The sequence below is a fragment of the Streptomyces sp. NPDC000345 genome, from assembly GCF_042898825.1.
GTDB lineage: Bacteria > Actinomycetota > Actinomycetes > Streptomycetales > Streptomycetaceae > Streptomyces.
In genome coordinates this window covers 272,063-284,111 of the sequence record NZ_JBIAZE010000008.1, presented here as the reverse complement: position 1 = coordinate 284,111, position 12,049 = coordinate 272,063, and the positions used below count along the sequence as shown (strand labels likewise).

At 72.4% G+C, this 12,049-nt stretch carries 12 protein-coding genes; 9 read left to right on the top strand and 3 right to left on the bottom strand.

Going from position 1 to position 12,049, the window contains the following annotated elements; genetic code table 11:
* Positions 1–118: 118 nt before the first annotated feature.
* Both ACFY30_RS21355 and ACFY30_RS21350 read left to right on the top strand, forming a co-directional pair.
* Positions 119–253, top strand: coding sequence for an SPW_0924 family protein (locus ACFY30_RS21355; RefSeq protein ID WP_390656200.1), 135 nt, complete (start codon positions 119–121; stop codon positions 251–253).
* Positions 254–274: 21 nt separating this feature from the next.
* Positions 275–1,267 carry a DUF3068 domain-containing protein gene (locus tag ACFY30_RS21350; RefSeq protein WP_390846739.1) on the top strand — a complete coding sequence of 331 codons (993 nt, stop codon included), beginning with the start codon at positions 275–277 and terminating at the stop codon, positions 1,265–1,267.
* On the opposite strand, the gene hrpB is transcribed toward ACFY30_RS21350, so the two are convergent.
* Together hrpB and ACFY30_RS21340 are read right to left on the bottom strand one after the other, a co-directional pair.
* A complete protein-coding gene (hrpB, locus tag ACFY30_RS21345) occupies positions 1,257–3,827 on the bottom strand; it encodes an ATP-dependent helicase HrpB (protein WP_390846850.1) in 2,571 nt (856 codons plus the stop codon). The genes ACFY30_RS21350 and hrpB overlap by 11 nt on opposite strands.
* 112 nt (positions 3,828–3,939) lie before the next feature.
* Positions 3,940–4,797: a class I SAM-dependent methyltransferase gene (locus ACFY30_RS21340; protein ID WP_390846849.1), complete on the bottom strand. Its 858-nt coding sequence runs from the start codon at positions 4,795–4,797 to the stop codon at positions 3,940–3,942.
* A 376-nt stretch (positions 4,798–5,173) separates the two neighbouring features.
* Here ACFY30_RS21340 and rpsA point away from each other — a divergent pair, with 376 nt between their 5' ends.
* From rpsA to ACFY30_RS21320, 4 genes are all read left to right on the top strand, one after another.
* A complete protein-coding gene (gene rpsA / locus ACFY30_RS21335) occupies positions 5,174–6,667 on the top strand; it encodes a 30S ribosomal protein S1 (RefSeq protein ID WP_067015219.1) in 1,494 nt (497 codons plus the stop codon).
* 181 nt (positions 6,668–6,848) lie between these two features.
* Positions 6,849–7,787, top strand: coding sequence for a PAC2 family protein (locus ACFY30_RS21330; protein ID WP_390846738.1), 939 nt, complete (start codon positions 6,849–6,851; stop codon positions 7,785–7,787).
* A 67-nt stretch (positions 7,788–7,854) separates the two neighbouring features.
* Positions 7,855–8,472: a dephospho-CoA kinase gene (coaE, locus tag ACFY30_RS21325; protein WP_390846736.1), complete on the top strand. Its 618-nt coding sequence runs from the start codon at positions 7,855–7,857 to the stop codon at positions 8,470–8,472.
* 106 nt (positions 8,473–8,578) lie between these two features.
* A complete protein-coding gene (locus ACFY30_RS21320) occupies positions 8,579–8,959 on the top strand; it encodes a tetratricopeptide repeat protein (protein ID WP_390655943.1) in 381 nt (126 codons plus the stop codon).
* Positions 8,960–8,997: 38 nt separating this feature from the next.
* Here the strand turns inward: ACFY30_RS21320 and ACFY30_RS21315 are convergent, their stop codons facing one another.
* The gene (locus ACFY30_RS21315; protein WP_390846735.1) at positions 8,998–9,273 is read right to left on the bottom strand and encodes a DUF6343 family protein; all 276 of its coding nucleotides are present in this window, start codon (positions 9,271–9,273) and stop codon (positions 8,998–9,000) included.
* A gap of 197 nt (positions 9,274–9,470) precedes the next feature.
* Here ACFY30_RS21315 and ACFY30_RS21310 point away from each other — a divergent pair, with 197 nt between their 5' ends.
* Genes ACFY30_RS21310 through pip form a run of 3 tightly spaced genes read left to right on the top strand, consistent with a single transcriptional unit; the run spans position 9,471 to position 12,047 of the window.
* Positions 9,471–10,157: a class I SAM-dependent methyltransferase gene (locus ACFY30_RS21310; protein ID WP_390846734.1), complete on the top strand. Its 687-nt coding sequence runs from the start codon at positions 9,471–9,473 to the stop codon at positions 10,155–10,157.
* Between the two features lie 34 nt (positions 10,158–10,191).
* Positions 10,192–11,040, top strand: a complete 849-nt coding sequence (locus ACFY30_RS21305; protein ID WP_390846733.1) for a uracil-DNA glycosylase — start codon at positions 10,192–10,194, stop codon at positions 11,038–11,040.
* A gap of 41 nt (positions 11,041–11,081) precedes the next feature.
* The gene (pip, locus tag ACFY30_RS21300; protein ID WP_390846732.1) at positions 11,082–12,047 is read left to right on the top strand and encodes a prolyl aminopeptidase; all 966 of its coding nucleotides are present in this window, start codon (positions 11,082–11,084) and stop codon (positions 12,045–12,047) included.
* The last annotated feature ends 2 nt before the right edge of the window (positions 12,048–12,049 follow it).

Sequence of the window (12,049 nt, the reverse complement as noted above, 5' to 3'; positions counted from 1 at the left end):
GGCGGAGGGGCGCCGCAGTGGTGTCCGACGTGTTCTCATCTCGACCGCCCGTTGCTACGGTGCCGCACCTGACGTCATGTCAGCTCTTGAGGTCGGCCGTTTCCGCCGGGAGGCCCGTATGCGCGCCCTGATCGCCGCCACCACCGGACTCGCCGTCGCGCTCGCCCTGGTCCTCACCCTCACCGCGCTCGGCACACCGACCGGGAAGACCTCACCGAAGCCACTGCTCACGACGGTGCCCGCCCACCCGTAACCGCCCCGGAGGGAGGTCGAGATGCGCCGCAAGGCAAGCCTGGTCCTGCTCGCCCTCGCCGTGTTCTTCGCGGCGCTGTCCCCGCTCCTGCGCTGGTACGCCTTCCCGCGTCTGGCCAAGATCCCCGCGAACGAGTACCAGACGATGGTCCTGGAGGCGAAGAACGCGACCCTCCTCGACTACGGCACGATGACCGCCCGCACGGTCCCCCGGGTCACCGTCGTGCAGACCCTCAAGGGCAACGTGGAGGCATCCGAGAAGATCGAGAAGACCGCGGGGCGGGACGTCGTCGTCTGGGACGGCCTGTCCTACGTCCAGGGCCCCGACGGCAAGATGGTCTCCAAGGTCCCCGAGCGCTACATCTTCGACGCCCACACCCAGGAACCCGTCCACGCCACCGGAGAGACGGTCGACGGCGACCCGGTCCGCCGCGAGGGCATCGAGTTCAAGTGGCCCTTCATGACGGAGAAACGGGACTACGAGTACTTCGACGCCCAGGCCCGCACCACCGCCCCCATCCACTACCGGGGCACCCGGGACTTCCGCGGGGTCAAGGTCTACTACTTCGAGCAGACGGTCCCCTGGACCAAGGTCCCCATGCCGAAGACCATGCCCGTCGCCGGCATCACCCCCGAGACCGTCGCCAGGACCGGCACCACCCGCTGGTACACCACGGTCCGCAGGTTCTGGGTCGAGCCCCTGACCGGCGCGCCCGTCTACGGCGAGGAGATCCACAAGGAGGAACTGCGCGGCGGTTCCCTCCTGGGCGGCCGCGCCAAGGTCACGGCCTTCGCGGGCCACGTGAAGATGCGCGAGGACTACACCGAGCACACCGTGGCCCTGGTCAAGCACAACCGCACCCTGGTCCTGCTGATGACCTCCCACCTGCCCCGGGGCTTCCTCACCCTGGGCGCCCTGCTGCTCGCCCTGTCGCTGTACCTGGAGGCCCGTGGCCGCCGCCCGGCGGACCCGCCACCGGTCAGGACGGCCGAACCGGAACCGGTCACCGCCTGAGCCGCGCGTTGGTGTGCCGCGTCGGCTCGGCGGACGCCGGGTCCTCCGGCCACGGATGCTTCGGATACCGCCCCCGCAGTTCCGCCCGCACCCCCCTGTACCCGTCCCTCCAGAACGACGCGAGATCGGCGGTGACGGCGGCCGGCCGCCCGGCGGGCGACAGCAGATGCACCAGCAGCGCAACCCCCGCGACCCGCGGCGACTCCTGCAGCCCGAACATCTCCTGCAGCTTCACCGCCAGGACCGGCCGCTCGGGATCCGTGTAGTCGATCCGGATCCTGGACCCACTCGGTACGGTGATCCGCTCCGGCGCCAGCTCGTCGAGCCGGGCCGCCTCCCCGGACGCCCAGGGCAGCAGCCGCCCGAGCGCCTCCCCGGCGTCGATCCGCGCGAGGTCGGCCCGCCGCCGGGCCCGCCCCAGCTCCGGCTCGAGCCACTCGTCCACGCGCGCGTGCAGCGCTGCGTCCGACACGTCAGGCCACGGCTCGCCCAGACGCAGCCGCAGAAACGCCAGCCGCTGCCGCAGCGCCTCCGCCTCGGCGGACCACCGCAGCAACCGGAACCCTTCCTGCCGCAGCCCGTCGAGCAGTGCGGCGCGTACCAGACCGCCGTCGGCGCCCGTGAGGGGACGCACCGCCAGCTCCACGGCGCCGAGCCGCTCGACCCGCCGCGCGACGACGTCCCCGCCCGCCCAGTGCACCTCGTCCCGCTCGTCGCGCAACGCACCCGCCGCCCCTCGCGCCACCTCCTCGTCGACGACCGCCGCGAGCTGCACCCGCGCGTGACCCTTCTCCACGGGCCGGTCGGCGACGGCGACGGCGAGCCAGGGGGAGGAGCGCAGGGAGGAGCCTTCGCGGAGTTCGGCGCGAGTTCCGGAGACCATGAGGTAGGACCCGCCGTCGAGCGTGGCGATCCGCTCCGGAAACGCGAGCGCGGCGACGAGCCCGGCGACGTGATCGTCCCCGGCGCCCGGCCCGGCCGGGACGCCGGTCTGCGGCCGAGAGCCACCGGCGGGCGGCCGGGACTCACCGGCGGGCGGCCGGGAGGCGCTGACGTCCGTGCCGACGACGGCCCGCAGCCGCCGGACCTCGGAACGCCACCTCCCCGAATAGGCGTCACCCCCGCGCCGGACACTGCGCAGAGCGGCGCCCAGATCGTCGCCGTACTCCCGCGGAACCTCCTCGCTCAGCAACGCGACGACTTCCGCGGCCCGCTCCACTCCCACCAGCGAGGCCCCGTCCAGCAACGCCCGCCCCAGCCGGGGGTGCAGCCCCAGCCGGGCCAGCCGCACCCCCCTGCGAGTGGCCCGGCCGGCGGAGTCGACCGCTCCGACGGCCGTCAGCAGAGCCCGCGCCGCCGCCATCGCGCCCTCAGGCGGCGGATCCAGCAACGCCAGCCCCGTCGCCTCGGGGTCGCCCCAGCAGGCCGCCTGAAGGGCGAACGCGGTGAGGTCGGCCACCTTGATCTCCGGTGCGGGGAAACGCGGCAGCCGGGCGTCCTCCGCCTCCGTCCAGCAGCGGTAGACCGCGCCCGGCGCCTCGCGTCCGGCGCGTCCGGCCCGCTGCCGCGCCGCCGCCCGCGAGGCCCGTACGGTCGTCAGCGCGCTCAGCCCGCGCGCGTGGTCCACCCGGGGCTCCCGCGCCAGCCCCGAGTCCACGACCACCCGCACCCCGGGGACCGTCAGCGAGGACTCCGCCACGGACGTCGCCAGCACGACCCGGCGCCGCTCACCCGGCGAGAGCACCGCGTCCTGCACGGCCGCCGGAGCCCGCCCGTGCACCTGGAGCACGTCCACGCCGTCCGGGGCGCCGAGCAACCCCGCCACCCGGGCGATCTCGCCGACACCCGGCAGGAAGCACAGCACGTCCCCCGACCGCTCGGTCAGCGCCCGCCGCACCACCGAGGCCACATGTGCCAGCAGCGCCGGATCCACCCGCATCCCGTGCGGCGGCCGTACCGGACGGGCCGGGGGAGCCCAGACCACCTCCACGTCGTAGGAGGAGCCGTGGGCCTCCACCACCGGCGCCCCGCCCAGCAGCCCCGCCCACCCCGCCGTGTCCGTCGTCGCGGAGGCGGCCACCAGCCGCAGCCCGGGCCGCAGCGTCTCGCGCACGTCCCACAGGAAGGCGGCCGACGTGTCCGCGTCCAGATGCCGTTCGTGGCACTCGTCGAGCATCACGACGTCGACACCCGTCAGCTCCTGGTCGCGCTGGAGCCGTTGCAGCAGCACGCCGGTCGTGACGACCTCCACGCGCGTGTGCCGCCCGACGGACCGCTCCCCGCGCACGGTGAAGCCGACGCTCTCCCCGGTTCTCTCGCCCAGCAGCCACGCCATCCGCCGGGCCGCCGCCCGAGCCGCGATCCGCCTCGGCTCGGCCACGACCACCCGCCGCGCCGGCCCCTCGCCCAGCAGCCCGGCCAGCGCCAGCGGCACCAGCGTGGTCTTGCCGGTGCCCGGCGGCGCGGCCAGCACGGCGGTGCCGGGCCCGTCCAGAGCCTCGTTCAGGGCGGGCAGGGCGGTGCGCACGGGCAGCGCGTCCAGGGCGTCGGTACGGAGGATCACGCCCCCAGTGTCGTACGGCCGCGACCTCGCGCCCCACGCCCGCGTGCGCCGCCCGCGCTCACGCGCCTCACGCACGCGTGCGTCACCCGCGCTCACGCGCGCGCGTTGTCTAACGAGAGCGGTTGCTCTCCTGGCCGCGCTCACAGACGAAGATCGCGGTGCCCGGGATCAGGTTTCCGCGCAGCGGCGACCAGCCGCCCCACTCGGAGGTGTTCCAGGCCGGCCACTCCGGCTCGACCAGGTCCACCAGACGGAAACCGGCGGTCACCAGATCGCGGACCCGGTCGCCGATCGTGCGGTGGTGCTCGACGTAGACCGCCTGGCCCCGCTCGTCCACCTCCACGTACGGCGTACGGTCGAAATAGGAGGCGGAGACCGACAGGCCCTCCGGGCCCGGCTCGTCCGGGAACGCCCAGCGGATCGGATGGGTCACCGAGAACACGAACCGGCCGCCGGGGCGCAGGACCCGGTGGACCTCCTCCAGCACCAGCACCGGATCGGCCACGAAGGGCAGCGCCCCGTACGCCGAGCAGGCCAGGTCGAAGGAGCCGTCCGCGAAGGGCAGCGCCCCCGCGTCGGCGCACACCAGCGGGAAACCCCCACCGATGCGCAGCGCGTGCTGGAGCTGCCGGTGCGAGAGGTCCAGGGCGACCGGGCGCGCGCCCCGGGCGGCCAGCCAGCGCGAGCACTGGGCCGCGCCGGCGCCGATCTCCAGGACGTCCTGGCCCTTGAGGTCCTCGGGCGGCCCGAGCAGCTCGGCCTCCACCTCGTCGAGACCCTCGGGACCCCACACGAAGCGGTCGTCGCCGAGGAAGGTGCCGTGCTCGGTCTGGTACTCGTCCGCGTTGCGGTCCCACCAGCCCCGGTTGGCCCGGGAGCTCTCCGTGACGTCGGCGTCGCGCCGGGTGGCCTCGGGTTCGAAGCCCGGCTCGGGGACCTGCGCGGGCGATACGGGCTCTTGGATGATCGGCTCCCTCGTCGTACTCTTCCGTGCAACCCGCCCGACGGTGCCACCGGAGTGTCACCGGAGGGGCTTCCTGCGGCCTGCGTGGCCTCAGGAGAAAGGTTGTGTGCCGGGTATGCGGCGTTCTGCCCCGGGTGTGCGCCTTCGCGCATTGACCCTGCCCGGCTGCCCCCGTATGCTACAAGTTGCGCTGCGGGCCTGCGCGCCTCAGACGGAGCAGGCTGCGCTCGCATCTGTTGTATGTCCCCTCGGTTGTCGAGGCGCATCGCCAGTTCGCTGGTGGGGCGCTTCTTGAGCTGTCCGGCTTCTTCAGAGCGATACGGGCTCCCGGCGTAGCAGTACCTACGACTTCAATGTCCGTACCGGAGCCCTTTCCCACATGACGAGCAGCACCGAGACCACCGCCACCACCCCGCAGGTTGCGGTCAACGACATCGGTAACGAGGAAGCCTTCCTCGCCGCGATCGACGAGACGATCAAGTACTTCAACGACGGCGACATCGTCGACGGCGTCATCGTGAAGGTCGACCGGGACGAGGTCCTGCTCGACATCGGTTACAAGACCGAAGGTGTCATCCCGAGCCGAGAGCTCTCGATCAAGCACGACGTCGACCCGAACGAGGTCGTCGCCGTCGGTGACGAGATCGAGGCCCTGGTCCTCCAGAAGGAGGACAAGGAAGGCCGCCTGATCCTCTCGAAGAAGCGCGCCCAGTACGAGCGTGCCTGGGGCACCATCGAGAAGATCAAGGAAGAGGACGGCATCGTCACCGGTACCGTCATCGAGGTCGTCAAGGGTGGCCTCATCCTCGACATCGGCCTCCGTGGCTTCCTCCCGGCCTCCCTGGTCGAGATGCGCCGCGTCCGCGACCTCCAGCCCTACGTGGGCAAGGAGCTCGAGGCGAAGATCATCGAGCTGGACAAGAACCGCAACAACGTGGTCCTGTCCCGCCGTGCCTGGCTGGAGCAGACCCAGTCCGAGGTCCGCCAGACGTTCCTCACGACCCTCCAGAAGGGTCAGGTCCGTTCCGGTGTGGTCTCCTCGATCGTCAACTTCGGTGCCTTCGTGGACCTGGGTGGCGTCGACGGTCTGGTCCACGTCTCCGAGCTGTCCTGGAAGCACATCGACCACCCCTCCGAGGTCGTCGAGGTCGGCCAGGAGGTCACGGTCGAGGTCCTCGACGTCGACATGGACCGCGAGCGCGTCTCCCTGTCGCTGAAGGCGACCCAGGAAGACCCGTGGCAGCAGTTCGCCCGCACCCACCAGATCGGCCAGGTCGTGCCCGGCAAGGTCACGAAGCTGGTTCCGTTCGGTGCGTTCGTCCGCGTGGACGAGGGCATCGAGGGTCTGGTCCACATCTCCGAGCTGGCCGAGCGCCACGTGGAGATCCCGGAGCAGGTCGTCCAGGTCAACGACGAGATCTTCGTCAAGGTCATCGACATCGACCTCGAGCGTCGCCGGATCTCGCTGTCCCTGAAGCAGGCCAACGAGTCCTTCGGTGCCGACCCGGCCTCGGTCGAGTTCGACCCGACCCTGTACGGCATGGCCGCGTCGTACGACGACCAGGGCAACTACATCTACCCCGAGGGCTTCGACCCCGAGACCAACGACTGGCTCGAGGGCTACGAGAAGCAGCGCGAGGAGTGGGAGCGCCAGTACGCCGAGGCGCAGACCCGCTTCGAGCAGCACCAGCAGCAGGTCATCAAGTCCCGCGAGGCCGACGCGGCTGCTGCCGCCGAGGGCGGCGAGGCTGCGGCTCCGGCCGCGTCCGGTGGCGGCTCGTACTCCTCCGAGGGTGCGGACACCTCCGGTGCGCTGGCCTCGGACGAGGCGCTCGCCGCGCTTCGCGAGAAGCTGGCCGGCGGCCAGAGCTGATCGCCGCTCACTGAGCTGTAGCTCCTGACTGAGGGGCCGTACCTTCCGAGGTGCGGCCCCTCGGTGTTGTCCTGCCCGCCTGTCCTGAGACGGGTGTGAGCCGACTGATCATGGGTCCGGGCGGGAATGACCGTGCCTCCACGCGCGTTGAGATGTACGAACACGAGGAGGAGCGGTCCAAGTGCTTGATCCGCAGGGTTTGTACGCATGGGAGCCGAAGGGGCTGGCCGTCGTCGACATGGCGCTGGCCCAGGAGTCGGCCGGACTTGTCATGCTCTACCACTTCGACGGATACATCGACGCGGGCGAGACCGGCGACCAGATCGTCGACCGGCTCCTCGACTCGCTGCCCCACCAACTCGTCGCCCGCTTCGACCACGACCGACTGGTGGACTACCGCGCGCGCCGGCCGCTGCTGACCTTCCAGCGCGACCGCTGGACGGAGTACGAGGAGCCCGCCATCGAGGTGCGGCTTCTCCAGGACACCACCGGAGCGCCCTTCCTGCTGCTGTCCGGGCCCGAGCCGGACGTCGAGTGGGAGCGCTTCGCCGTGGCCGTGAAGCAGATCGTGGAGCGGCTGGGTGTACGCCTGTCGGTGAACTTCCACGGCATCCCGATGGGCGTTCCGCACACCCGCCCCGTGGGCCTGACCCCGCACGGCAACCGCACGGACCTGGTGCCGGGCCACCGCAGCCCCTTCGACGAGGCCCAGGTGCCCGGCAGCGCGGCGGCGCTCGTCGAGTACCGCCTCGTGGAGGCGGGGCACGACGTCCTGGGCGTCGCCGCGCACGTCCCGCACTACATCGCCCGCTCCGCGTACCCGGACGCGGCGCTGACCGTCCTGGAGGCGATCACCGCGGCGACCGGCCTGGTCCTGCCGGGCATCGCGCACAGCCTGCGCACGGACGCGCACCGGACCCAGACCGAGATCGACCGCCAGATCCAGGAGGGCGACGAGGAGCTCACCGCGCTGGTCCAGGGCCTTGAACACCAGTACGACGCCGCGGCGGGCGCCGAGACCCGGGGCAACATGCTCGCCGAGCCGGTGGACATCCCGTCGGCCGACGAGATCGGCCAGGAGTTCGAGCGCTTCCTGGCGGAGCGCGAGGGCGACAACTGACCACCGCCTCGCCCGGGGCCGGGGCCTGCCGGGGGCGCCGCCGACGGCAGGCCCTAAGCTTCCGCTCATGCTGAAGGTGGGCCTGACCGGCGGGATCGGCGCCGGCAAGAGCGAGGTGTCGCGGCTGCTCGTCGAGTGCGGGGCCGTGCTGATCGACGCGGACCGCATCGCGCGCGAGGTCGTCGCGCCGGGAACGCCGGGACTCGCGGCGGTCGTCGACGCCTTCGGGGAGGACGTCCTCGCCCCGGACGGCGGCCTCGACCGCCCCAGGCTGGGTTCGATCGTCTTCGCCGACCCGGAGAAACTGGCCGTTCTCAACGCGATCGTGCACCCGCTGGTCGGCGCCCGCTCCCGTGAGCTGGAGACCGCGGCCCCCGAGGACGCCGTGGTCGTCCACGACGTCCCCCTCCTCACCGAGAACGGCCTCGCCCCGCTCTACGACCTCGTGGTGGTCGTCGACGCCTCTCCCGAGACCCAGCTCGACCGGCTGGTCCGGCTGCGCGGCATGAGCGAGAAGGACGCCCGCGCCAGGATGGCCGCCCAGGCGACCAGGGAGCAGCGCCGGGAGATCGCCGACATCGTGATCGACAACGACGTGCCGCTGCCGGAGCTGCGGCGGCGGGTGAAGGACGTGTGGGCCGAGCTCGTGCGCGGGGCACACGAGGAGCACCGGACCAGGCGGTAGCCCTCGCGGAGACAGGGGCCCACGGAACGCTCACGGCGACAGGGCGCGCGGAATAGGAGGCATCGCTCCGCGCGTTGAACCCTCCCAGCAAGGGAAGGATTTTTCCGTGCCCGATATCAGCGGTTCGACCGGACGTACTCCGGAGACGCACGTCATCGACTTCCGTGCCGCGGAGCAACTGCTCGCCGCACGGGACCCGCGGGGCGCGGTGAAACTGCTCGACCGTGTCATCGCCGCACATCCCGAGAACACCGCCGCCCGCCTGCTGCGCGCCCGAGCCTTCTTCGCCGCCGCGCAACTCAGGCCCGCCGAGCTGGAGTTCACCGTCGTCCTGGAGCGGGAGCCGGACAACGCTTTCGCGCACTTCGCGCTCGCCCGCACCTACGAGCGGCAGGGACGCGGTGACCAGGCCAAACGACACTTCCGCCTGGCGGCCGCGCTGGACCCCAACCCGCAGTACCTCAAGGCGGCACGCTTCGAGACCTGAGCGGCACCCGCCCGGAACCGGCCCCGGTCAGCCGGACCTCACGGGTGATGGTGCTCCGGCGGCCGGTACGGCGGGATGTCACGGCCCGGCTGGTAGTGCGGGCCCTGCCGGATGTGCCGGAGGACCATCACCAGATCCACGGTGACCACCAGCCAGAGCACCCCGCAGGCGGCCGCCCACCCGGGACGGCCCGCGAGAGCGAACGCCGCCGTCCCGAAGACGGCCCAGACCAGCCCCCACACGCTCAGCCAGAAACGCACCCGCAGTGCACTGCGCGCTGTCGTCGGTTCACTGCCCGTACGCATCGGAACCATCACTCCTCCCTGGCAACGTACTCTTCCGTCCGGACGTTCTCCAGGGGAGACAGAGAGGGTGGGGGCCGTGCTGCCGGACACCGGCGAACTGGCCGAGACGCTCCTCGACCTCGCCCCCTGCAGCTCGAACGGGTGAACCGGTGCGGGGCGGGAACGGCCGTCCGAGGCCGGGCCGTTGGACGGGCATGAGGCTGGACATGCGAGAGGGACACGAAGGCACGGGGCCCGGAGCGATCACCCCGGACGGCTGCGCGGTCGAGCTCTACTCCCGACTGCCCGTCGGGGACGAGCCGGATGTCATCTCCGCGGCGGTGCCCGCGGGCGCCCACATCCTGGAACTGGGGAGCGGGGTCGGCCGGGTGACCCACGCCCTCCTGGAGCGCGGGTTCACGGTCACAGCCGTCGACGAGTCCGCCGAGATGCTGGAGCGCGTCCGCGGAGCGCGCACGATATGCGCCTCGATCGAGACCCTCGACCTGGGCGAGACCTTCGACGTGGTGATGCTCGCGTCGTTCCTCGTGCACAGCGGGGACGCCGACGTCCGGCGGGGCCTGCTGCGCGCCTGCGCCCGGCATGTGGCCGACGGCGGATGCGTGCTGATCCAGCGCGAGGGGGCGGACTACCACACCGACCTGCCGCGCGAGCGCGTCGACCCGAGCGGCTTCACCGTGCGGATGGTGTCCTCGGAACCGGTCGGCGAGGGAGTCCACTCGGTCCGCGCGGAGTACGCGTTCCCGGACGCGGTGTGGACCCAGACCTTCCGCGCCAGACCCCTGACCGAGGAACAGTTCGAGGAGGCGCTGGCGGAGGCGGGCCTGCGAGTGGACCGGTATCTGACGGAGGACGGGATCTGGGTGAGGGCGGTGCGCGGCCGAGCCGCCTGAGGGGAGGGGCGGGAACCGGCCGTACGGTGGAGGCATGGACGCCCCGCACCGCTCCGGGCCCCTGGGGCCCACTGGGTCCGCCGGTCTCGCCGCACTCGACCGGCGGGTCGCGGGGTGCCGGGCCTGTCCCCGGCTGGTGGCCTGGCGTGAGGAGGTGGCCCGTACCAAGCGGGCGTCCTTCGCCGACTGGACGTACTGGGGCCGTCCGGTCCCCGGCTTCGGTCCGCCGGACGCCCGGCTGCTGATCGTCGGGCTCGCCCCGGCGGCGCACGGCGGCAACCGCACCGGCCGCATGTTCACCGGCGACCGCTCCGGTGACGTGCTGTACCGGGCGCTGTACGACGTGGGGCTCGCCTCGCAGCCCACGTCCGTCTCCGCCGACGACGGACTGGAGCTGCACGGCGTGCGGGTGACCGCGCCGGTGCACTGCGCGCCGCCCGCCAACAAGCCCACCCCCGCGGAGCGGGACACCTGCCGGCCCTGGCTCGTCCAGGAGCTGCGCCTGCTGCGGCCGACACTGCGCGCGGTCGTCGTTCTTGGCGCGTTCGGCTGGCAGGCCGCGCTCCCCGCCTTCGCGGAGGCGGGCTGGACGGTACCCCGGCCACGGCCGGTCTTCACCCACGGGACACGGGTGAGGCTGGAAAGAACGGAAGGGGACGACGGGCTGGAAATGCCGGAAGGGCAGATGGGACCGGAAAGGCAGGCGGGGCCGGGAGGGCTGGAGCTGTTCGGCTGCTTCCACGTCAGTCAGCGCAACACCTTCACCGGGCGGCTCACCCCCGAGATGCTGAGGGATGTGCTGCGCAGGGCGGCGGAGGCGGCGGGGCCGGCCGAGCAGGGCACCGCCGAGGAGGGGGAGGACGCCCCGGCCCGACGGCGGTAAAGGGCGTGCTCCCGGCGGCGCACGGCCTCTAGGGTGCCCGGATGAGCCTGTATCCGGAGATCGAACCGAACGACCACGGCATGCTCGACGTCGGGGACGGCAACCGGGTCTACTGGGAGACCTGCGGGAACCCGCGCGGCAAGCCGGCGCTGGTGCTGCACGGCGGCCCGGGCTCCGGGGCCGGTCCGTGGGCGCGGCGGCTGTTCGACCCGGAGGCGTACCGGATCGTGCTGCTCGACCAGCGGGGCTGCGGGCGGTCCACGCCGAGCGCGAGCGCGTACGACACCGACATGAGCGTCAACACGACGGCGCACCTCCTGGCCGACCTGGAGCTGCTGCGTGAGCGGCTGGGAATCGGGCGGTGGCTGGTGTGGGGCGTGTCGTGGGGGTCGGTGCTGGCGCTGCGCTACGCGCAGACGCACCCCGGGGTGGTGAGCGAGCTGGTGCTGACCGGGGTCGCGACCGGGTCCGACGCGGAGGTGGAGCTCCTGACCAGGGGGCTGGGGAAGATCTTCCCGGAGGCCTTCGAACGGTTCCTGGCGGGTCTGCCGGAGGGCATTGAGCGGGAGGGGAACCTCGCGGCCGCGTACAACCGGCTCCTGGAGTCGCCCGACCCGCGGGTGCGGGAGCGGGCGGCGCGGGCGTGGACCGACTGGGAGACGGCGACCATCCCCGCGCCTCCGCGGTCGGTGGAGCGTTTCGAGGATCCGGCGTTCCGTATGGGGTTCGCCCGGACCGTCACGTACTACTGGGGCAACGGCCACTTCCTGGGCGAGGCGGGTGCGGAGGGCGTGGTCCTGCGCGACGCGCGTCTCCTCGAGGGCGTGCCCGGAACCCTGGTCCAGGGCAGCCTCGACTTCGGCAACCTCCTCGGTGTCGTCTGGCGGCTCCACCACGCCTGGCCGGGCAGCGAGTTGGTGGTCGTGGACCAGGCCGGGCACAACGCGACCGCGCCGGGCGTGGTGGAGGCACTGGTCGCGGCCACCGACGCGTACGCCCGGCGCTGACG